This window comes from Aurantiacibacter hainanensis (assembly GCF_036321025.1).
In the GTDB taxonomy this organism is placed as follows: domain Bacteria; phylum Pseudomonadota; class Alphaproteobacteria; order Sphingomonadales; family Sphingomonadaceae; genus Alteraurantiacibacter; species Alteraurantiacibacter hainanensis.
Map to the genome: position 1 here is coordinate 404,610 of NZ_JAZAPB010000002.1, position 19,479 is coordinate 424,088.

The 19,479-nt window shown below is 65.6% G+C and carries 23 protein-coding genes; 10 read left to right on the forward strand and 13 right to left on the reverse strand.

Features of this window, described 5'->3' with window-relative positions; translation table 11 throughout:
- Positions 1–101: 101 nt before the first annotated feature.
- Genes AAA989_RS09435 through AAA989_RS09460 form a run of 6 tightly spaced genes read right to left on the reverse strand, consistent with a single transcriptional unit; the run spans position 102 to position 4,020 of the window.
- Positions 102–722 (reverse strand): riboflavin synthase, encoded by a 621-nt coding sequence (locus AAA989_RS09435; protein WP_338242951.1) that lies wholly within the window; start codon positions 720–722, stop codon positions 102–104.
- Complete coding sequence (gene ribD, locus AAA989_RS09440; RefSeq protein ID WP_434781452.1) at positions 723–1,682, reverse strand: bifunctional diaminohydroxyphosphoribosylaminopyrimidine deaminase/5-amino-6-(5-phosphoribosylamino)uracil reductase RibD; 960 nt, start codon at positions 1,680–1,682, stop codon at positions 723–725. It abuts the gene before it with no gap.
- A 26-nt stretch (positions 1,683–1,708) separates the two neighbouring features.
- Positions 1,709–2,173 (reverse strand): hypothetical protein, encoded by a 465-nt coding sequence (locus AAA989_RS09445; RefSeq protein ID WP_338242953.1) that lies wholly within the window; start codon positions 2,171–2,173, stop codon positions 1,709–1,711.
- A gap of 58 nt (positions 2,174–2,231) precedes the next feature.
- On the reverse strand, positions 2,232–2,966 hold the full coding sequence (locus AAA989_RS09450; protein WP_338242955.1) for a M48 family metallopeptidase: 735 nt from the start codon (positions 2,964–2,966) through the stop codon (positions 2,232–2,234).
- Positions 2,963–3,430, reverse strand: coding sequence for a YcgN family cysteine cluster protein (locus AAA989_RS09455; protein ID WP_338242957.1), 468 nt, complete (start codon positions 3,428–3,430; stop codon positions 2,963–2,965). Before AAA989_RS09455 ends, AAA989_RS09450 begins: the two co-directional genes overlap by 4 nt.
- Positions 3,418–4,020, reverse strand: coding sequence for an SCO family protein (locus tag AAA989_RS09460; RefSeq protein ID WP_338242959.1), 603 nt, complete (start codon positions 4,018–4,020; stop codon positions 3,418–3,420). The genes AAA989_RS09455 and AAA989_RS09460 overlap by 13 nt, the downstream gene beginning before the upstream one ends.
- A 94-nt stretch (positions 4,021–4,114) precedes the next feature.
- On the opposite strand from AAA989_RS09460, the gene AAA989_RS09465 reads away from it, so the two are divergent.
- The 5 genes from AAA989_RS09465 (at position 4,115) to ssb (ending at position 8,194) form a co-directional block, all read left to right on the forward strand.
- Positions 4,115–4,732, forward strand: a complete 618-nt coding sequence (locus AAA989_RS09465; RefSeq protein WP_338242961.1) for an ankyrin repeat domain-containing protein — start codon at positions 4,115–4,117, stop codon at positions 4,730–4,732.
- Positions 4,732–5,397 carry a COQ9 family protein gene (locus tag AAA989_RS09470; protein WP_338242963.1) on the forward strand — a complete coding sequence of 222 codons (666 nt, stop codon included), beginning with the start codon at positions 4,732–4,734 and terminating at the stop codon, positions 5,395–5,397. Before AAA989_RS09465 ends, AAA989_RS09470 begins: the two co-directional genes overlap by 1 nt.
- 59 nt (positions 5,398–5,456) lie before the next feature.
- Entirely contained in the window at positions 5,457–5,708 is a 252-nt protein-coding gene (locus tag AAA989_RS09475; RefSeq protein ID WP_338242966.1) for a FeoA family protein, read from the forward strand.
- On the forward strand, positions 5,705–7,552 hold the full coding sequence (feoB, locus tag AAA989_RS09480; RefSeq protein ID WP_338242967.1) for a ferrous iron transporter B: 1,848 nt from the start codon (positions 5,705–5,707) through the stop codon (positions 7,550–7,552). The genes AAA989_RS09475 and feoB overlap by 4 nt, the downstream gene beginning before the upstream one ends.
- A gap of 114 nt (positions 7,553–7,666) precedes the next feature.
- The gene (gene ssb, locus AAA989_RS09485) at positions 7,667–8,194 is read left to right on the forward strand and encodes a single-stranded DNA-binding protein (protein WP_338242969.1); all 528 of its coding nucleotides are present in this window, start codon (positions 7,667–7,669) and stop codon (positions 8,192–8,194) included.
- A 190-nt stretch (positions 8,195–8,384) separates the two neighbouring features.
- On the opposite strand, the gene AAA989_RS09490 is transcribed toward ssb, so the two are convergent.
- The 4 genes from AAA989_RS09490 to AAA989_RS09505 form a co-directional block, all read right to left on the reverse strand.
- A complete protein-coding gene (locus tag AAA989_RS09490) occupies positions 8,385–8,603 on the reverse strand; it encodes a hypothetical protein (protein ID WP_338242971.1) in 219 nt (72 codons plus the stop codon).
- Positions 8,604–8,718: 115 nt separating this feature from the next.
- On the reverse strand, positions 8,719–9,543 hold the full coding sequence (locus AAA989_RS09495) for a pepsin/retropepsin-like aspartic protease family protein (RefSeq protein ID WP_338242973.1): 825 nt from the start codon (positions 9,541–9,543) through the stop codon (positions 8,719–8,721).
- A 100-nt stretch (positions 9,544–9,643) separates the two neighbouring features.
- A complete protein-coding gene (locus AAA989_RS09500; protein WP_338242975.1) occupies positions 9,644–10,171 on the reverse strand; it encodes a YceD family protein in 528 nt (175 codons plus the stop codon).
- Positions 10,168–10,686 carry a ubiquinol-cytochrome C chaperone family protein gene (locus AAA989_RS09505; protein ID WP_338242977.1) on the reverse strand — a complete coding sequence of 173 codons (519 nt, stop codon included), beginning with the start codon at positions 10,684–10,686 and terminating at the stop codon, positions 10,168–10,170. Before AAA989_RS09505 ends, AAA989_RS09500 begins: the two co-directional genes overlap by 4 nt.
- A gap of 169 nt (positions 10,687–10,855) precedes the next feature.
- Here AAA989_RS09505 and AAA989_RS09510 point away from each other — a divergent pair, with 169 nt between their 5' ends.
- From AAA989_RS09510 to AAA989_RS09530, 5 genes are all read left to right on the forward strand, one after another.
- Positions 10,856–11,320: an outer membrane protein assembly factor BamE gene (locus AAA989_RS09510; RefSeq protein WP_338242979.1), complete on the forward strand. Its 465-nt coding sequence runs from the start codon at positions 10,856–10,858 to the stop codon at positions 11,318–11,320.
- Between the two features lie 60 nt (positions 11,321–11,380).
- Positions 11,381–11,941, forward strand: coding sequence for an ATP-dependent protease subunit HslV (gene hslV, locus AAA989_RS09515; RefSeq protein WP_338242981.1), 561 nt, complete (start codon positions 11,381–11,383; stop codon positions 11,939–11,941).
- A gap of 23 nt (positions 11,942–11,964) precedes the next feature.
- Positions 11,965–13,263: an ATP-dependent protease ATPase subunit HslU gene (hslU, locus tag AAA989_RS09520; protein ID WP_338242983.1), complete on the forward strand. Its 1,299-nt coding sequence runs from the start codon at positions 11,965–11,967 to the stop codon at positions 13,261–13,263.
- 99 nt (positions 13,264–13,362) lie between these two features.
- On the forward strand, positions 13,363–13,881 hold the full coding sequence (locus tag AAA989_RS09525) for a hypothetical protein (protein ID WP_338242985.1): 519 nt from the start codon (positions 13,363–13,365) through the stop codon (positions 13,879–13,881).
- 198 nt (positions 13,882–14,079) lie between these two features.
- The gene (locus AAA989_RS09530) at positions 14,080–16,626 is read left to right on the forward strand and encodes a PhoX family protein (RefSeq protein ID WP_338242987.1); all 2,547 of its coding nucleotides are present in this window, start codon (positions 14,080–14,082) and stop codon (positions 16,624–16,626) included.
- An 81-nt stretch (positions 16,627–16,707) separates the two neighbouring features.
- On the opposite strand, the gene AAA989_RS09535 is transcribed toward AAA989_RS09530, so the two are convergent.
- From AAA989_RS09535 to AAA989_RS09545, 3 genes are all read right to left on the reverse strand, one after another.
- Positions 16,708–17,142: a hypothetical protein gene (locus AAA989_RS09535; protein ID WP_338242989.1), complete on the reverse strand. Its 435-nt coding sequence runs from the start codon at positions 17,140–17,142 to the stop codon at positions 16,708–16,710.
- A gap of 174 nt (positions 17,143–17,316) precedes the next feature.
- Positions 17,317–18,822: a SulP family inorganic anion transporter gene (locus AAA989_RS09540; RefSeq protein WP_338242991.1), complete on the reverse strand. Its 1,506-nt coding sequence runs from the start codon at positions 18,820–18,822 to the stop codon at positions 17,317–17,319.
- 111 nt (positions 18,823–18,933) lie between these two features.
- Entirely contained in the window at positions 18,934–19,467 is a 534-nt protein-coding gene (locus AAA989_RS09545; RefSeq protein ID WP_338242993.1) for a cytochrome c, read from the reverse strand.
- Between the last annotated feature and the right edge of the window lie 12 nt (positions 19,468–19,479).

The following is a 19,479-nucleotide window of genomic DNA, read 5'->3' on the forward strand; positions in this document are numbered from 1 at the left end:
GCGCACCCTAGAACGGAATTGCGTCGCAGAGAACCGCTATCGACGCGGCCGATTGCGGTTTGCGATCAAGGATATGGAAGGATTTCGCGCCGGAGGCGCCGCTACCCTGCCCGCAGCGCCTGCATCCGGTGCAGATAACGCGCGATGGTATCCACCTCGAGGTTCACTTCCTCGTCCTGCCGCAGCTCGCCCAGCGTGGTGACGTCGGCGGTATGGGGGATGATATTGAGCCCGAAATGCACCGACTTGTCGCTGCGGTCGCTCACCGAGTTCACGGTAAGCGAAACCCCGTCCACGGTGATGGAACCCTTGGGCGCGATGAACGGTGCGAGCGAGGCGGGGGCGGCGATCGTGAGGCGGGTCGAATCGCCTTCGGGCTGCCAGTCTGCCACGCGGCCGACGGCATCGACATGGCCTGTAACGATGTGGCCGCCCAGTTCGTCGCCCAGCCGCAGCGAGGGTTCCAGGTTCAGGCGTGCTCCCTCGCGCCACATGTCCGAGGCGGTGCGCGAAGTGGTTTCGGCAGAGACGTCGACGAGGAAATGCGCATCGCCCGCCGTGCCACCGCGATCCACCACGGTCAGGCAGACGCCCGAGCAGGCGATGGACGCGCCGATGTCGATCCCGGCGGGGTCGAGCGGGCAGGAAATGCGCACGCGCAGGTCGCCGCGCTTCTCGATGGATTCGATCGTGCCGATGGCGGTGACGATGCCGGTGAACATTCAGCCCCTCTTTCCAATGCCCGCCTGGTAGATTTCGAGCGTGTCGCTGCCTAGCGCCCGCAGTTCCATCAGCACAAGCCCGTCGGCGAAGGCGGCCTCCAGCGTCGGATGGCCAATTTCGCCGATGGCGGGCTTGCCGCCGCCCAGCAGCACCGGGGCGCGGAAGATCAGCAGGCGGTCCACAAAACCCGCTTCCAGGAATGCGGAAGCGGTCTGCGAGCCGCCTTCCACCAGCAGGTAGCGCACGTCCTCGAGCGACGAGATCGCTTCGGGTGAGCGGATCGCCCGCCAGCCGTCGGGCACATTGCCCGACGTAAGGGCCACTCGCCGGGGCGAGCGGTGTTCAAGGCCGGGAAGGCGTGTGTCGAGACGAGGATTGTCGGCGCGCAGCGTGCCGCCGCCGACGAGGATGGCGTCGGCCCGCGCGCGTTCGCGGTGGCCGTGGGCGCGCGCCGCTTCACCCGTGATCCACTGGCTCTCCCCGGTGGACGTGGCGATGCAGCCGTCGAGCGACATGGCGAGCTTTAGAGTGACATGCGGACGGTTGTGCGCGAGCGCGGCGGCGTGGCCCGAAAGCCCCAGCCTTGCGGGTGGCCAGTCGAGCAGCACCACTTCGCTGCCAGCGTCCGCGATCCGGACCACGCCATGTCCCGCCGTGCGCGCATCGGGATCGCGCATCCCGACGACCATGCGGGCAAGTCCGGCCTCGGCAGCCAGGTCCGCGCATGCCGGGCCTCGGGGCGAGGTATGCGCGCAGGGTTCCAGCGTGACATAGAGCGTGGCGCCGCGCGCAGCATCGCCGGCCTGTTCCAGCGCCACCGCTTCGGCATGGGGGCGGCCACCGGGCATGGTCCAGCCGCGACCCACGACCTTGCCGTGCTTCACGATCATGGCACCGACACCGGGATTGGGGCTGGCCAATGGCCGCGCGCGTTCCGCCAGCGCGGCGGCGGCGGCCATCCAGCGGGCGTCGTCAGCAGGCACGGTCAGCCCGTCGCACGCGCGCAGTATTCCTCTACAGAAAGCGCGACTTCCTCGGGCGTGGGGCCCGTCTCGTCGGTCGCTTCGGCCTCTCGCTCGGCCTCGATCTCCTCCTCGATCGCGTCGACATCGATGAAGGTCGCGCGGCCCAGCGCCTTGTAGAGCTCGCGCTTGCGCTCCTCAGTGGCGTCGATGCGGGCCTGCAATTCGTCCTTCAGCTGCTGGTTGGCGCAGTTGGAGGCGATGATCTCCCCTTCGCTGCGGCTTTCATCCAGTGTCGAAATGTACATCACGTCAGGCCGCGCGGGCGGGGCGCGCTGGCTGTCGGGGATGAACAGCATGAACACGCAGAAGGTCGCGGCTATGGCCACGCCCATGATCTGCCAGCGATGCGGCGTCGGCTGCTTCCACTGGTCGTGAAAGTCCGTAATGGCACGGCGCGGCGAAACGCGGCGGAAAAAACCCTTCATGGCGGATAGGATAGGGATGCGAAGCCGGTTTCGCCAGTGGCAGCGTCACGCAGAAGCGTCAGCCGAAGGCGGCGTAAAGCGAACGTCCCTCTCGTTTGAGCCAGCTGTCGGCCTTGTCCAGCCGACCCTCGAACAGATCGCCCAGCAGCGCGTGAAAGGCTGGCGAATGATCGAAATGGACAAGATGCGCCACCTCGTGCGCCACCACCGAACGGCGCACCTCGTCGGGGGCCATGACCAGCCGCCAGTTGATGCGGATGCAGCGGCCCGATCGGTTGTCGCCCGAGCACGAGCCCCAGCGGCGCTGGGCGCGCGAGAGGCGCAGCTGCGGTGAGGGCAGGCCGGCGCGCTCGCAATAGAAGGCAAGGTCGTCGGCGCAAAGGCGATGCGCCTCTGCCTCCAGCCAGCGCCGTACGCGGCCTTCCAGGCCTTCCAGTGCGCCGCCGATCCGCACGATTTCACCATCGACCCAGGGTTTCCGTCCGGCGTCCCTGTCCCAGGCGAGGCGCACGGAAGCGCCGCGATAGGCGATCCGTTCCCCGTCGGCGATCGCGAGACGCCCTGGTACCTTGTCCAGCTGCGCGGCGATCCATTCGCCCCGCGCCTTCGCGAAAGCGAGGGCATCCAGGGTGCGCCCCCAGGTCGGCAGGGTAATCCGAACCTCGCTGCCGTCGGGCGACAGTCGCATGGTCAGCCGCTTGGCGCGGGCGTGGCGACGGATGGCGATGGGAAGGGTTTGTCCGCCAACCTCGATGGCGGGATTCTGGTGGTCGTCGCGCAACCAGTCGATCATGCGTCCCCGCTCTCGCGTTCCATCGCGTCGTCCCATTCGACGACGTGATGTTCCAGCGGTCCGGCCACGGTCTCGCTGATGCACCTGCCTGCAACGCAGGCCCCCGCCTCGATCATCGCATCGCGGCTTCCGGTGAACAGGTGGTGCCAATCGGGCAGGGGCTTGCCCTCGGCGCGGCGCACGTAGGCGCAGCTGGCGGGCAGCCACGGCACCTGCTTCACCAGACGCGGGGTCAGGCGCAGGCAATCGGGCACGAAGGCCTTGCGATGGCGATAGTCACGGCACTGCGCGGTGCCGGTGTCGAGCAGTTTGCAGGCGACGTTGGTCTCGGCGATCTCGCCGGTCTCCTCGTCCTCCAGCTTGTGCAGGCAGCACTTGCCGCAGCCGTCGCAAAGGGCTTCCCACTCGGCGCGGGTGAGCTCGTCTAGCTCGAGCTCCCAGAAGCGATCCCTTAGCGCACCCATTTTTCCAGTTCCGCTGCCACGGCCTCCGCCGACTCCTCCACGGGGATCAGCGCCATCGGTTCGCCTTCCGGATCGACTAGGTAGCCGGTGCGCGAATGGTCCATCAGGTAATCGGCCTCGGCATCCGGATCCGTCTTGGCGTAATGGGCGAAGAAGGCCGATGCTGCCGCCTCTATCTGCTCCGGCGATCCGGTGAGGCCGATCAGGTCTTCCGAAAAGGCCTGCGTATATTCGCCGACCTTCTCGGGCGTGTCGCGGGCAGGATCTATGGTGATGAAGATCGGCTGCACGTCGTCGGCGAGGCCCGGATTCTCCTCTGCAAAACGATCGTAGCCGCGCATCATGCGCTGCACGTCGAACGGGCAGACATCCGGGCAGTAGGCATAGCCGAAATAGACGAGCTGGTATTTCCCGGCGAAATCGCTGCTGCTGACAGGTTGCCCGCTTGAATCGACAAGCGCGTACTCGCCCGTCAGCGCGCTGCCGTAAAGCGGCGCGTCCGTGACAGGGGGCTGGCCGGAACCGCCGTCGCAGGCGGCAAGGGCCAGGGCGAGCACAAGGGAAGATGCGACCGAAATGCGTGCTGACATGACGAAGCGTTCATGCTCTGCTAACGCGCAACAGGCAAGCAGAGTCCCGCAGATCAACGGGGCTTTTGCGCAAATTTTGGACAGGAGTAAGGACGTGGCTCGCGCCTCCTTTCGAAAGATATTCCTTGCGGCAGCCGGATTTGCCGCCCTTGGGCTGGCCATGCCGGCGGGGGCCCAGCTCTATTCCGAAGGGTACGAATTCCTCCAGGCGGTGAAGAACCGCGAGGGTGAGGACGCCACCGAGATGCTGAATGCGCCGGGATCCACCGTGGTGAATGCCCGCGATGTCAGCTCGGGCGAAACGGGACTGCACATTACCGTGGCGCGGCGCGACCTGACCTGGACCAAGTTCCTGCTGCAGGAAGGCGCCAATCCCAATATCGCCGACAATCGTGGCCGCACCCCGCTGATCGCAGCGGCGCAGATCGGTTTCGTCGAGGGCGTGCAGGCGCTGGTGGACGCAGGCGCGCGGCTTGATATCGCCAACGAGACAGGCGAGACTCCGCTAATTGCGGCCGTCCACGCCCGCAACATCCCGCTTATCGAAGTGCTGGTGAAGGCCGGCGCCGATCCCGACCGCGCCGACAACGCCGGCCGCACCGCGCGCGACTATGCCGGCATGCCCGGCGTTTCGGCGCGGGTGATGAACGCGATCGAGCGCAATGAAGAAGCGAGCGACGGCGAGACCCGAACTTACGGACCGGTATTCTGATGGCAACAAGCGACCTGAACGATCTCACGCTCGACGAACTGCGTGTCGCGCTGGCGCCCGAAATCGCCATGGCGGCGATGTTCGACGGCTGGAGCGATGCCGCGCTGGTTTCCGCGGCGGAGGCGAAGGGCGTCGCTCCGGCAGTCGCGCGGCTGGCTTTCAAGGGCGGCGCGATGGACATGATCGATGCCTGGGTGGCCTCGGTCGACGCGCGGATGCAGGCCGAGTTCGCTGACGGACGGCTCGACAACATGCCGATTCGCGAAAAAATCCGTTCACTGGTGTGGTTCCGCCTGCAGGCGATCGAGGGGCTGGAAGAATCGCTGCGCCGGGCCATGGCAATCCAGGCGATGCCGCAGAACGTGCCCGCTGCGCTGAAGCAGGGATGGTCCAGCGCGGACAAGATGTGGCGGCTGGCCGGCGATACGGCGACGGATTACAACCACTACACCAAGCGTGCGATCCTCGGCTCCATCTACGGCGCGACACTGGCCGTGTTCGTCGACGATGACAGCGAAGACAAGCAGGAGACCGCGGCATTCCTCGACCGGCGCATCGAAGGCGTGATGAAGTTCGAGAAGGCCAAGGCGCAGTTCCTCGGCAGGGATCGCGAGCATTTCGATGTGGCCCGTTTCCTCGGGCGATTGCGCTATCCGCAGAACTGACTGCATTTTCCTAATGCGAAGCAGTTGCAATTAGCGTCCGCCCGTGGCACCCGCACGGCGTGGACGAACATCCGACCCTCGACACCCTGCCTCCGCTGACCCGCGCCGAGATCATCGCCGTAGACTGGAGCGCGCTCGCCCCTGACGAAGCCAAGCGCCTGCGCGCTCTCGGCATCGACGAAGGCGCGCGCGTTGCCATCGCCCATCGCGGCATCTTCGCCGGACGCGATCCCATTGCCCTGATCGTGGGGCGCATGACGGTCGCGGTGCGCCGCGTCCACGCCCGCGCCATGTCGGTGAAACTGGTATGAGCAGGCTTCGCACCGCAGCCCTCGTCGGCAATCCCAACGCCGGGAAAAGCGCCCTGTTCAATGCGCTGACCGGCGCTCGGCAGAAGATCGCCAACTATCCCGGCGTCACCGTGGAGCGCAAGGCGGGCCGCATGTTCCTGCCGTCGGGCGAGCCGGTCGAACTGATCGACCTGCCCGGCTCCTATTCTCTCGACGCAGCCAGCCCGGACGAGGAAGTGACCCGGCAGGTCATCCAGGGCGAGTTTCCCGGCGAGGCGGTGCCCGATGTGCTGGTGGTGGTGGTGGATGCCGCCAACCTCGAACAGCACCTGGTCTTCGCGCAGGAACTGATCGCGCTGGGCCGCCCGACGGTCATCGCGCTCAACATGATCGACATGGCGGAGCGCGACGGGCTGGTGCTGGATGCGGACGCCCTTTCCGCTGCGCTCGGCGTGCCGGTGGTGTCCACCGTGGCCGTGCGCAAGCGCGGCGTCGATGCGCTGGTCGAAGCATTGGCGAGTGCGGAAGACCAGGACTTCTCGAAGCGGCACGAGGTTGCCGGACAGTCCCTGCCCGAACGGCGGCTGGCCGCGCGCAACATGGCCAAGGGCGCGATCCTTTCGGAAAGCGGCAAGTACCGCCTGCATGCCAGCCTCGACAAGGTGCTGCTGCATCCCTGGCTCGGCCCGCCGATCCTGTTCGCACTGCTGTTCGTGATCTTCCAGGCGGTGTTTGCCTGGGCCACACCCTTTGCCGATGCGCTGGACGCCGGCATCACCGCGCTGATCGGCGTGGTGGAAGGCGTGCTTCCCGAGGGGTTCGTGCGCGATTTCATTACCGAAGGCGTGCTGACCGGCGTCGGCAGCGTCGTCGTCTTTCTGCCGCAGATTGTCATCCTGTTCGCCTTCATCCTGGCGATGGAGCAATCGGGCTACATGGCCCGCGCGGCCTTCATCATGGACCGGCTGATGGCCTATGTGGGCCTGTCGGGCCGCAGCTTCATCCCGCTGCTGTCCAGCTTCGCCTGCGCCATCCCCGGCATCATGGCGACGCGTGCGATCGCCGATCCCAAGGACCGGCTGACCACCATCCTGGTGGCGCCGCTGATGACCTGTTCGGCGCGGTTGCCCGTCTATGCCGTGATCATCGCCGCTTTCATTCCCGCGACCACGGTCGGACCGGGCATCGGGCTTCAGGGCCTCGTCCTGTTCGCGCTCTACATCGCCGGCATCATCGGGGCGATGGCGGTGGCGCTGGTGCTGCGCCGCACGGCGACCAAGGGCGGGGCGAGCGGCTTCATCATGGAATTGCCGCGTTACCAGATGCCGCCGGTGCGCGACCTGCTCATCGGCCTGTGGCAGCGCGCCTGGGTCTTTCTGCGGCGCGCGGGCACCATCATCTTTGCCGCCACCATCGCGCTGTGGATCCTGCTAAGCTTCCCCCAGGCGGAGCCGGGCGAGAACCAGGTCGACGTCAGCATCGCCGGACAGGTGGCGGACGGGCTGCACGTCGTGCTGGAACCCATCGGCTTCAATCGCGAGATCAGCCTGGCGCTGATCCCCGCCATGGCCGCGCGCGAGGTGGCTGTTTCCGCGCTGGCGACAACCTATGCCGTGGAGGGCGCCGACGAGGAGGAAGAGGCCCAGGGCCTGATCCCGCGTCTGCAATCGGGCTGGAGCCTGCCGACAGCGCTCGCCTTCCTCGCCTGGTTCGTGTTCGCCCCGCAGTGCATCTCCACCCTTGCGGTCGCCAAGCGCGAGACGAACGGGTGGAAGTGGCCGGCCTTCATGGTCGTCTACCTGTTCGGGCTTGCCTATGTCTTCGCCGGGCTGACCTACTGGAGCGCGGTGGCGCTGGGCCTTTAGCGCCCACCGGCGCCGAAAAGCCGATCGGTTGTGGAGATAACTGCGCCCCCGGGGGTGGCGACTCGCCTACCCCTTCGATAAGCCATTGCCCGCAACGAAAGAGGAATGTGATTCATGGCGGGTAGTCTCAACAAGGTGATGCTGATCGGCAATCTCGGGCAGGACCCGGAAGTCCGCAGCTTCCAGAACGGCGGCAAGGTGTGCAACCTGCGCATCGCCACCAGCGAGACGTGGAAGGACAAGGAAGGCCAGCGGCAGGAAAAGACCGAATGGCACACCGTCGCGATCTTTTCCGAAGGCCTTGTCCGCGTGTGCGAGAACTACCTGAAGAAGGGCTCCAAGGTCTACATCGAAGGCCAGTTGCAGACCCGCAAGTGGCAGGACCAGAACGGGCAGGACCGCTACTCCACCGAAATCGTGTTGCGCGGTTTCAACGGCACGCTGGTGATGCTCGACGGTCGCGGTGAAGGCGGCGGCGGTGGCGGCGGCAACTTCGGCGGCGGCCAGCGCGGCGGCGGTGGAGGCGGCTTTGGCGGCGGTGCGGCCGGCGGTGGAGGCGGCTTCGGCGGCGGCAACCAGGGCGGCGGATCGTCCGGCGGCGGCTCCAACTACGACGACCTGGACGACGACATCCCGTTCTGAGCCGACCGGTCACGATGTTGACGATGGCCTTTCGGCGCGAAGTGGCCGTTCCTTGCGGGTTTGCGATCTAACACGAAGTTGACACCGTGCGCGTGGCAGCGCGCGGCGGAGCGCATGTTTGCTTCCGGTCCGCAAGCGGCCCTTGGCGCTATCGCCCGTCTCCGAGATTAGCCTGCCGTCAGCGAGCGAATCAGGACAGTTCCAGGTTGGCCCGCGCGCGGTCGATCGTGCAGAGTTTCCTGTCGTAGCGCCAAAGCTCGGCGTAGCCGTCCGAGGCTTGCTCATGGGCGAATATCAGAGCCGCACTTATGTCTTCGGCATCAAACGCGATTGTCTGATCGTCTTCCGTCTTGCTTGCGAAGAATTTCAGTCGATAGCGGGGCATAAATCGGACCTCCAGGAACCACATGTCCGCTCGCCTGATCGTCGCCGAATTTGCAACGACGATGACTATTTGTCGGATTCGTGACGGAAGGTTGCCGGTGCGCTTCCTGCCCTCTCGCAAGACGAGCCGGACGAGGATCTCATCTTCTGCCTTCGAGCCATACCCGTCGGTTGGGAAAATCCGTCGTGATGAGGAAGTTGCGCAGAAGTGCGACACCGACGTTCGCCGGAACATTCATTCCCTCGGAAACGTGCGCCCTGACGTTCAGGAAGGTCTGCCCGGCGAACGTGAGTTCGGGAACATAGACAACCAGCCGCCCGGTCGCTCCGCCGATGCCACCCGCGGGCTCCACACCAACCGGTTCAAGCCGCAGCCGCTGCGCCAGATCGGCTGAGATCAGGAGGCCGGACCCGTTGCCCAGGTCGAAGTCCGCCGGAACCGTGGTCTCGTTGCCGAATGTCACCGGGATCGTCTCGATGCCATGAGCCGCGGTGAGCGCTAGCTCGGCGCCTTCGGTCGCCGCTGACTCGGGGGCCCAGGCAATCGAGCCGCCTTCTATGTCGAGGAAGACCCGTCCGGCGTCGAACAGTTCGCGCCCCATGATCATCGGAACGGGTGATTTAACGAGCCGACGCTCGATGTCCGAAAGATCCATTACGGCGGAAACTGGCAGCGCGATCTCTCGCCCAAGAGCGATAACCGACATTCCTTCCACCAGCTCGGCAGTCGTCGAGCCCGCGCCGGTTCCCCTCGCGGTTACTTCTTCTCCTGCACCGATCCCTATGCTTTCGGCGAACGCGCTGTTGAAGACCGTGACTTCCGCCCCGCTATCGAGAAGCGCTCTCGTCCGAACACCATCGACGGAAGCAGGCAGGAACAGGCGATCGCCCTCGACGATCAACTCTTCTGCCTGAGCGGGTAGGGCCGTGCATGTCAGCAACAGAGCCAGTGTGAGCCATTTCATGAGCCGCCACTAGCCCGGCCGGCCTGGGCAGCAAGATGCTATCGACTAACGACTTTACCAGCATGTCGAGCGATTTGGGATCCGCTTGCGACACCGGCGGCTAGCTGCCTTTCAGGCCTCTCAGCGCATCGGCCAGCGGGCCGTCGGCCTCGCCTTCCTCCACCAGACCGTGGCGGCGGCGTGCCTCGTCGGCAGCCGGGCCGGTGGCAAAGGGATCGATGGCGAGCGCCAGGCTTTGCGCCACCGCTTCGCCGAGATCGAGCGTGGTGCCCTCGTAGCCGATCTCGTCGAGGTCTTCCTTGTCCAGTTCGATCTCCTCGTCCTCCTCGGCGGCTTCCAGCGTGGCGGCGGGGACGAAGCGCAGGGCCACCGGCTCCTCGATCGCCATCGGCAGGTCCTCGCCGGAAACGGCGCAGGGCTGTACCCACTCAGTGGTGAGCACGCCTTCCGCCGCAATGGCATCGCCGTCCGCCTCCAGCGAGAGCGTGGCCGCCAGCCTGGCGATTGCAACCAGGCCGAAACGCTGCGCCAGCGCGGCGCGTTCGTCCGCGTCGGCTTCCAGCGTCACGGGGTCTGCCGTGATGCCGCGGATATCGAAGGGGCGGGAAAATTCGGGCGCGTCGCTCATGGCCGCAGCACTCCTTCCAGCAGGGCCGCATCGCTCTGCCCGGCAAGATCGGCGTGGAGCGCCCGGGTGCGCGCTGCAAGCGCCAGCGGCAGGCCGTCGGTCGCAACGCGCATGTTGCGATCCAGCACCTCGGCCAGTTCCTCGTCTCCCGGTTCGCCCAGCGCCTTTCGCATGCTGCCCATCCTGCCGCCCAGCGCGCTCATCAGCTTGCCCATCTTCTTGCCCACCATCAGGTCGCCCACGCCCGTGTCGCGCAACTGCCGGTCCATGTCGGCCACGAACAGTTCGGTCAGCGCGGCGGTTTTCGGAGCCAGCTCCTCGCTGGCTTCCATCCGCAGAATCGCGAGCGAGAGGACCAGGGTGATCATGTCGAAGCGCCCCTCCACCGTGTCTTCCACGTGGCAAGCGGAATACCATTCCGGCTCGCGGCTGGTGGCGACGACACCGTGCCACAGCGGGCGCAGCTCATCGCGCGGGTCGCGGCCAATACCGAGAAGACGGGTGAGGAAGGACATGGGTTCTGCGGGCCTCGTCATTAAGCGGCGGTTCAAAGCCCGGACAGCATGGCCGCTCTTGCGTTGCACAGGTGCGCGCCGTGTCCTAAGGCTTGCCGCGACATATAGGAACACTGCCGCGGGCACGCAAAGCGCGGCGTCGTCCGGCACGGATTTCGAGAAGGATTACATGATGGGTTTGAATGTGCCCAAGGTTTTGGTTCGGGGCACCGCGTTCGCGGCACTGGGAATGGTGTTGGCGGGCTGCTCGTCCATCACCAACCACCGCGGTTACATCAACGACGATGTGCTCATCGCCTCCGTTCAGCCGGGTCTGGACAACCGGGAATCGGTGCGCGGCACGCTGGGCCAGCCTACCTTGGTCAGCCAGTTCGGCGATCCGGTGTGGTATTACATTTCCAGCCGGACCGAGCAGTCGCCATTCCGGCAGCCGAAGATCGACCAGCACTCGGTTCTGAAGGTGCAGTTCGACGAAGCCGGCAATGTCGTGTCCACCGAACGCAGCGGCATGGAGCAGGTTGCGCGCATCGATCCCGACAGCGCGGAAACGCCCACCCTCGGCCGGGAGCGCGGTTTCCTGGAAGACCTGTTCGGCAATATCGGCACGGTGGGAACGGGCGGCCCTCCGGGCTGACGCAACCGTCGGTACCGGCTTCGCTTGAAGCCGGGCACCCTCCCGCCCATATGCCGGGGCATGAGCGATGACAGGGCAAGCCACGGCCTGACACAGTGGCACGGCACCACCATTATCGGCGTGAAGCGCGGTGACAGGACCGTGATCGCGGGCGATGGCCAGGTGTCGATGGGCAATACCGTGATGAAACCCAACGCGCGCAAGGTCCGCCGCCTTGGGGAGGGCGACAAGGTCGTGGCGGGATTCGCCGGGGCGACCGCCGATGCCTTCACGCTGTTCGAACGGCTGGAACGCAAGCTGGAACAGTACAACGGCCAGCTGCTGCGCGCCTGCGTGGAACTGGCCAAGGACTGGCGCACCGACAAGTACCTGCGCAACCTCGAAGCCCTGATGATCGTGGCCGACAAGGACACGCTGCTGGTGCTTACCGGCAACGGCGACGTGCTGGAGCCCGAAGGCGGCATCACCGCGATCGGATCGGGCGGCAACTATGCCCTGGCCGCCGCCCGCGCGATCGCCGACTACGAGGACGATGCCGAGACCATCGCCACCAAGGCCATGAAAGTGGCCGCCGACATCTGCGTCTTCACCAACGGCAGCGTCACCGTGGAAACGGTCTGACGCGCCGAGATACCCGGGAATTTATGGAAAATCTTACCCCCAAGGCGATTGTCGCCGCTCTCGACGAGCACATCATCGGGCAGAAGGAAGCCAAGCGCGCCGTGGCCGTGGCCCTGCGCAACCGCTGGCGCCGACAGCGCCTCGCGCCCGAGCTGCGCGACGAGGTGACGCCCAAGAACATCCTGATGATCGGCCCCACCGGCTGCGGCAAGACCGAGATCAGCCGCCGCCTCGCCAAGCTGGCCGAAGCGCCATTCGTGAAGGTGGAGGCGACCAAGTTCACCGAGGTCGGCTACGTCGGCCGCGACGTGGAGCAGATCGCTCGCGACCTGGTGGAGGAGGCAATCCGGCTGGAAAAGGATCGCCGCCGCGAAGCCGTGCGCGAGGCCGCCAGCGAGGCGGCGATGAATCGCCTGCTCGATGCCCTGGTCGGACCCGGTGCCAGCGAGGCCACGCGCGAGAGCTTTCGCCAGCGGATCGTCGACAACTCGATGAACGAGACCGAAGTCGAGGTTGAGGTGGACGACGCGCCGAACATGAACATGGACATCCCCGGCCTTGGCGGCGGCGCGACCATGATCAACCTGTCCGACATGATGGGCAAGGCCTTCGGCGGACAGAACAAGAAGAAGCGCAAGCTGAAAGTGCCCGACGCCTGGGACAAGCTGGTGGACGAGGAAGCCGAGAAGCGCATGGACCAGGACGATGTCGCCCGCGTCGCGCTGCAGAATGCCGAGACCAACGGCATCGTCTTTCTCGACGAGGTGGACAAGATCGCCGTCTCCGATGTGCGCGGCGGTTCGGTCAGCCGCGAGGGCGTGCAGCGCGACCTGCTGCCGCTGATCGAAGGCACCACGGTCGCCACCAAGTACGGCCCGATGAAGACCGACCACGTGCTGTTCATCGCCAGCGGCGCATTCCATGTTGCCAAGCCCTCGGACATGCTGCCCGAACTGCAGGGCCGCCTGCCGATCCGCGTGGAACTGCGCAGCCTCACCGAGGAAGACTTCGTCCGCATCCTCACCGAGACCAAGGCCAACCTCGTAAGCCAGTACCGCGCGCTGCTCGGGACCGAGAAGCTGGATGTGGAAATGACCGACGATGCCGTGGCCGAAGTCGCCAGGCTGGCCGCGCAGGTGAACGAAGGCGTCGAAAACATCGGCGCCCGCCGCCTGCAGACGGTGATGGAAAAGCTGTTCGAGGAACTGAGCTTCGAAGCCGAGGAAATGAGCGGCCAGAGCGTGACGGTGGATGCGGGCTACGTTCGCGAGAAACTGAGCGACCTTGTCGCGGATACCGACCTTTCGAAGTACGTGCTGTAGCCACGCGCGCAGGCGCCCGTACGCATGGCGATGCGCCGATTGCCGGGCAGGTCGGCCGGGAGTATATGATGCACGGGTCTCGAACAGGGGGATGCGTGCATGCACTTCCGGCACATGATGTTCGCGATGGTCCTGCTGCCGCAGGTGGCCTGTGCGCAGGACGACGCTGCCGCGGACAATCCCGGCGCAGCGCTCTCTGACTTCGCTCCCAAGGTTTCCGACGAGGACATATTCACCGCCGCCGGCTTCCAGTATGCGGATGGCGCGTGGAGACGTTGCGGCGATCCCGGCACTGCCAGCTACGAACCGGGCCAGATAGCCCGTCGCGGCGACTTCAATGCAGACGGGCTTCCCGATGCCATCGTCACCGAAGGCGGGACGTACTGCTTCGGAATGAGCGGCCTTGGATACACGCTGGTTTCGCTTTCGGCGGACGGAACGTGGCGCATACTCGACGACCGCGTGGGCATCCCGGAATTCCTGGAGACGAGCGGCATCGACGGGTGGCCCGACATCGAGGTCGGCGGACCGGGCTTCTGCTTTCCCGTCGTCCGCTGGAATGGGTCGGTCTACGAAGTGAACCGGAGGGAGTACGAGGGCAAACCCTGCAAGTCCTGAGACTGCCGTTCCTGTCCAACGCACCGCAGCCCTTTTCGCTGCGGGTTAGCCCTCTGCCATTGTCGGTGCGGATAAGCGAAACATGCGATTGTGACCCGATGCCCATTATCGGTCACAGATCGATACGAAAGTCGTCCCGAAAAGGTCGTTCGCCAACCCTAACAAGGTGCGGGTCACCGAGTCGAAGGGAGGTCTTTCATGGGCGATTTGTCATTCAAGGCTGGGTATTCTGATGGGGATGTGGACACCAACTCATCCCCAGCCACTCATCTCAACGAAATCATTTCCAACCGATTTTCACGCCGTCAGACGCTGATGGGCGGGATGACGGCGAGTGCCGCCGCGTTTTTCGGCACTTCGATGCTCGCCGCGTGCTCGGACGAGGAGCTTGCCAGCGCCCTGACGACGCCGACGGCGCAGGCTGGCGCAACGACGGCCGCCACCTCCGGACAGATGGTGCTGCTGGCAGCCGGCGAGGGAAGCTGGGTGCAGAGCGGAGGCCCCGAGGTCGAACTGATCGAGCACAATGGCGCGCTGGGTTTCATCGCTCCCGCCGTGTCCTCGGCAACGCCTGTCGAATTCACGCTGACAAGCGGCGGCGCCCTCAGCGCGGGTGCCAGCAGCCTTATCACGACCACCGGCGACGGGAACCGAAGCGGCGGCGACAATAGCCGTAATGGCGGGGACGGTCAGAACGGTGGCGACAATGGCCAGGCTGCCGCAAACCGCGGCGACCGCGTGGCCCGGGTCGACGTTGGCCCGGCGAAGCTCACCTTCGCGGCAGTCGCCAAGAACTTCGACGATGTCGTCACAGTGCCCGCCGGCTACTCGGTGAAGGTGATGACCCGGCTGGGGGATCCGATCCTTGGCGGCGTATCCGAATATGCCAACGACGGCACCGACACCAATTTCGCCGGCCGCATCGGCGACCATGGCGATGCGCTGTATTACTACGGCCTCGGTCCCAACAACCGCCGCAACGACAACTTCTCGAAGCGCGGCCTGCTGGTGCAGAACCACGAGAACCTGAACGTTCAGTACCTGCACCCCAACGGCCCTACCAATGTGGATACCGGACCGCGCCCGGCGGCAGAGGCGATCAAGGAGATAGAGGCGCACGGCGTCAGCGTGACCGAGTATCGCGACACCGGCGACCGCAAGTGGGAATGGGTGCAGGGCAGCCCGTTCAACCGCCGCATCACGCCAAACACCCCCGTGGTATTCAACGGACCGGTGGCCGGATCGGATTTTCTCAAGACCGTGTTCTCTCCCGACGGGCGCACCGGTCGCGGCACGATCAACAATTGCGCCAACGGACACACTTCCTGGGGCACCAACCTCACGTGCGAGGAGAACTGGGCCTTCTACTTCCGCCGCAGCGGTGACGATGCCGCTCGCACGGCCCGAGAACTGAGGGGGTTGAATCGCTATGGCGTTCGCGGCGGCGTCGGCAACTATGCCTGGTCGACCGTGCCCTCCAGCGAGGACCCGAACCAGGTGTTCCGCCGCTGGGACGCGCGGGCCGACGCCTCGCGCACGGCGCTCCAGGATTATCGCAACGAGCCCAACCAGTTCGGCTGGGTCGTGGAAATCGATCCTTACGACCCTTCCGCGACGCCGCGAAAGCGCACCGCGCTGGGGCGCATGGGACACGAGGGCGCATGGCTCGGCGTGCTGCGCAACGGCAAGAAGGTCGCCGTCTACATGGGCGACGATGCGCGGCGTGAATACTTCTACAAGTTCGTCTCCGATGCCGCGTGGAGCGAGCGTGACGGCAATCGGCCGGACCGGCTGGCCGTGGGTGACAAGTATCTCGATTCCGGAACGCTCTACGTCGCCCGCTTTAATCCGGATGGCTCGGGCGACTGGATGCCGCTGGTGCATGGCAGCGTGCCGAACCTGCCGGATTACGAATTCGCAGACCAGGCCGATATTCTCGTTCATGCCCGCCTTGCCGCCGATGCGGTGGGGGCGACTCCGATGGACCGGCCCGAATGGACGGCCACCAATCCGCGGACGGGCGAGGTCTACCTCACGCTGACCAACAACAACGCGTCGAACCGGCCGCTGGACGGCACGGACGCGGCCAATCCGCGTCACTACAGCGATCCGCGCAACGGCTCGCCCAACTTCGGCAACCCTAACGGACACATCATCCGCATCCGCGAAGGTGGCGACGATCCGTCGGCGACCCGCTTCCTCTGGGACATCTACCTGTTCGGAGCGGATTCGGCCGATGCTTCAGGCGACGTGAACCTCTCTGGCCTCGGCGACGAGAACGACTTCTCCTCGCCCGACGGCCTGTGGTTCTCTCGCCCGCAGAACCCGGCGGGCAGGGTTCGCCCGCTGGCTTGGATACAGACGGATGACGGGGCCTTCACCGATCGCACCAACAACCAGATGCTGGCAGGACTGCCCGGCTTCGTCGGCGATGGGGGAGCGCGCACGATCACCAATGTCGGTTCGGGCGGGGCCATGGCCACGCAATCGACCTTCGTCGGAAATCAGGCGACCCCGGCCACGCTCAAGCGGTTCCTGACCGGCCCCGACCAGTGCGAGATCACCGGTGTCGATACCACGCCGGACGGGCGCACCCTGTTCGTCGGTATCCAGCATCCGGGCGAGGACGGCACGCCGTCCGATTTCGGCTCCAACTGGCCCGCCAGCCAGTCGGGCGGAACCGGGCGTCCGCGTTCCGCCGTCGTGGCGATCACGAGGGACGATGGCGGAGTCGTGGGTCTCTGATAACAGGGGGACGGGCCGGGCCTCGCCAGGCGAGACCCGGCCCTGGTCTCGTTCAGTATCGCGGCCGGCGGAATGCCTGCCTCAGCGGTACGGAATCCAGTCGCCGAGGAATACGGCCCCGGTCGAGTAGCCCAGCGTCCGGTCGATCGTGCGAACGATGTCCTGCTTGCACAGCTGGCCGCTGGTGCGTTCGATGACCAGCACGTCGTGATCGTCCAGGGATCGGGGATTCTGGGGCCTGGCGACCCAGACCGTCTCACCTGCATCGTAGACCACAGCGGTCTCGTCGATCACGGTGAGGCGGCTGCTTATAGCCGCCGGAATGCAGCTTTGCCCCTCGCCGGCGGTCTTGCCTTCGATCATTTCGGCCAGTCGGGCCTCGCCTTCGAGGACGCCCCCGCCGGTTGTCGCACAGCCCGAGGCGAGGGCCAGCGTCGTGGCGGCCAGCGCGGCCGAGGCGAATGGATGTCGCTTTGTCAGATTCTTGGTGCTTTTTCCTTCCCCTTCCGGGTTCAACTCTGCCTTCTCAAGGCAGCCACCCGGTGAGGAAAATCGACTGCCCTGCGAGCATCGCTTCGCATCCGGCGGAAGTTGCTGCAGAAGCAGGCCATCGGCCCGATGCGTGTTGCAGGGTAAAAACGTGAGGATGCGGGCCTTGTTCCGTATCGCTCGCCGGTTCACCCTGCCGCGTCAGGGATGCGGCGCAAGGCCGATTTCCACGCCGGTCTTGTCGGTCAGCGCGAACTTGTCGACCAGGTCGGCGCTCGCCTCGTTCAGCCCGACCACCTGCACGCTGCGACCGTTGCGGCGCATCCGGTCCACCACCTTGTCCAGCGCACCGACGCCGGAAATGTCCCAGAAATGCGCCTTGGTCACGTCGATCACCACGTTGTCCGCGGGATCGTCCATGCGGCTCTCTGGGCCGATGGCGTAGAAGAACCGGTCGACGCTGGCGAAGAAGATCTGGCCGGTGATGATGTAGGTGGCGGTGTCGCCTTCGCGCACGCGCTCCACGGCGAACATGCGCTGCACCTTGCCTGTGAAGAAGATGCCCGACAGCAGCACGCCCGCCAGCACGCCGATGGCGAGGTTGTGCGTCCACACCACGATCACCACGGTTGTCAGCATCACGACAGAGGACGGCCACGGGTGGTGGCGCAGGTTGGGAATGGAATTCCAGCTGAAGGTGCCGATGCTCACCATGATCATCACGGCTACCAGCGCGGCCATGGGGATCTGGCCGACGATGGGGCCGAGCACGGCGAGAAGGATCATCAGCGTCACGCCAGCGGTGAAGCTGGACAGCCGTCCGCGCCCGCCGCTGGTGACGTTGATGACCGACTGGCCGATCATGGCGCAGCCGCCCATGCCGCCGAAGAATGCCGCCACGATATTGGCCGATCCCTGCCCGGCGCACTCGCGCTGCTTGTTCGATTCGGTGTGGGTCATGTCGTCCACGATCTGCGCGGTCAGCAGCGATTCCAGCAGGCCCACCGCGGCCATGGTCAGCGAATAGGGCGCGATGATCTGGAAGGTCTCGACCGTCAGCGGCACGTCCGGGATGATGAAATAGGGCAGGCCCTGGGGCAGAGCGCCCATGTCGGAGACGGTGTTCACGTCCCACTCCAGCCCGATAGACAGCGCGCCCAGCACGATGATCGCGACCAGCGGGGAAGGGACGGCGGTCGTCAGCCGGGGAAGCAGGTAGATGATCGCAAGACCGCCGGCGACCATGGCATAGGTGATCCATGACACGCCGTCGTTCGAGGGATCGAGCTGCGGCACCTGTGCCATGAAGATCAGGATCGCCAGCGCGTTCACGAATCCGGTGATCACGCTGCGGCTGACGAACTGCATCATCAGGTCCAGCCGCAATACGGCGGCGATGCCCTGGAAGATGCCCATCAGGATGGTCGCGGCGAAAAGGTATTCCACCCCGTGATCGCGCACCAGCGGCACCACCACCACGGCCACGGCAGCGGTGGCGGCGGAGATCATGCCCGGCCGACCGCCGGTAAAGGCGATCACCATGGCGATGGTGATCGAGGCGTAGAGGCCCACGCGCGGATCGACGCCCGCGATGATGGAGAAGCCGATGGCCTCGGGAATGAGGGCCAGCGCCACCACGATACCGGCAAGGATGTCGGCACGCGGCTGGGCGAGCCAGTCGCGCTTCAGAGCGGCTGTGTCGATCATGGAATTGTCCGTGGTCTGGGGCGCGAGCGGGGCCGCGCCGGGTCAACGTTCCGGACCACTTATATGCTGCACTGCACAATGCAAGTATAGATTGTGGAGGAGCGACCGCTCCTACTGCTGGTATTCCTCGGGATACCAGAACACGTCGTGGCAGGCCTTGCACACCGGCTGGGCGTTGTTGACCAGCTGCGTGATCGTTTCGGTGTCGCGCGCGTCCACCGCCTCGCGCAGTTGCGTGGTGTGCGCCGCAAGCGCCTGGGCAAATGCATTATAGGCCTCAGGGTTCGCTTCGAGACGGGCCTGGATCGCTTCGAGATCGGTGCCAACGGGCGCAGGCGGCAAGGTGGAGCCGGGCGCGGTAGCAACGTAGGTATTGGCATGGCTCTGGATCAGCGCCGCACCCTCCAGCTGCCGCGCGGCATCGTTCAGCATTGCCCAGTGATCGGCGGTCATCAGGTCGGGATCGAAGTTGCCGTAGTCGTCCATCACTTCCACCTGCAGGTTCCAGATGGCTTCCATCGGCGGATTGATGCCGTTCACCATGCCTTCGCGGACGTAGAAGACTTCTTCTTGCGACGGGGGAGGAGGGGCAGACGTGCACCCGGCCAGGGCACCGGCGATCAGGAGTGGTCCGGCAATCCGCATTCTTTCGTCTCC

Bases quoted from the DNA above. Each gene is read 5' to 3' on its own strand.
- AAA989_RS09435 (WP_338242951.1), bottom strand. From the start codon at position 722: ATGTTCACCGGCATCGTCACCGCCATCGGCACGATCGAATCCATCGAG.
- ribD (WP_434781452.1), bottom strand. From the start codon at position 1,682: ATGGCCGCCGCCGCCGCGCTGGCGGAACGCGCGCGGCCATTGGCCAGC.
- AAA989_RS09445 (WP_338242953.1), bottom strand. From the start codon at position 2,173: ATGAAGGGTTTTTTCCGCCGCGTTTCGCCGCGCCGTGCCATTACGGAC.
- AAA989_RS09450 (WP_338242955.1), bottom strand. From the start codon at position 2,966: ATGATCGACTGGTTGCGCGACGACCACCAGAATCCCGCCATCGAGGTT.
- AAA989_RS09455 (WP_338242957.1), bottom strand. From the start codon at position 3,430: ATGGGTGCGCTAAGGGATCGCTTCTGGGAGCTCGAGCTAGACGAGCTC.
- AAA989_RS09460 (WP_338242959.1), bottom strand. From the start codon at position 4,020: ATGTCAGCACGCATTTCGGTCGCATCTTCCCTTGTGCTCGCCCTGGCC.
- AAA989_RS09470 (WP_338242963.1), top strand. From the start codon at position 4,732: ATGGCAACAAGCGACCTGAACGATCTCACGCTCGACGAACTGCGTGTC.
- feoB (WP_338242967.1), top strand. From the start codon at position 5,705: ATGAGCAGGCTTCGCACCGCAGCCCTCGTCGGCAATCCCAACGCCGGG.
- ssb (WP_338242969.1), top strand. From the start codon at position 7,667: ATGGCGGGTAGTCTCAACAAGGTGATGCTGATCGGCAATCTCGGGCAG.
- AAA989_RS09490 (WP_338242971.1), bottom strand. From the start codon at position 8,603: ATGTGGTTCCTGGAGGTCCGATTTATGCCCCGCTATCGACTGAAATTC.
- AAA989_RS09495 (WP_338242973.1), bottom strand. From the start codon at position 9,543: ATGAAATGGCTCACACTGGCTCTGTTGCTGACATGCACGGCCCTACCC.
- AAA989_RS09500 (WP_338242975.1), bottom strand. From the start codon at position 10,171: ATGAGCGACGCGCCCGAATTTTCCCGCCCCTTCGATATCCGCGGCATC.
- AAA989_RS09505 (WP_338242977.1), bottom strand. From the start codon at position 10,686: ATGTCCTTCCTCACCCGTCTTCTCGGTATTGGCCGCGACCCGCGCGAT.
- AAA989_RS09510 (WP_338242979.1), top strand. From the start codon at position 10,856: ATGATGGGTTTGAATGTGCCCAAGGTTTTGGTTCGGGGCACCGCGTTC.
- hslV (WP_338242981.1), top strand. From the start codon at position 11,381: ATGAGCGATGACAGGGCAAGCCACGGCCTGACACAGTGGCACGGCACC.
- hslU (WP_338242983.1), top strand. From the start codon at position 11,965: ATGGAAAATCTTACCCCCAAGGCGATTGTCGCCGCTCTCGACGAGCAC.
- AAA989_RS09525 (WP_338242985.1), top strand. From the start codon at position 13,363: ATGCACTTCCGGCACATGATGTTCGCGATGGTCCTGCTGCCGCAGGTG.
- AAA989_RS09530 (WP_338242987.1), top strand. From the start codon at position 14,080: ATGGGCGATTTGTCATTCAAGGCTGGGTATTCTGATGGGGATGTGGAC.
- AAA989_RS09540 (WP_338242991.1), bottom strand. From the start codon at position 18,822: ATGATCGACACAGCCGCTCTGAAGCGCGACTGGCTCGCCCAGCCGCGT.
- AAA989_RS09545 (WP_338242993.1), bottom strand. From the start codon at position 19,467: ATGCGGATTGCCGGACCACTCCTGATCGCCGGTGCCCTGGCCGGGTGC.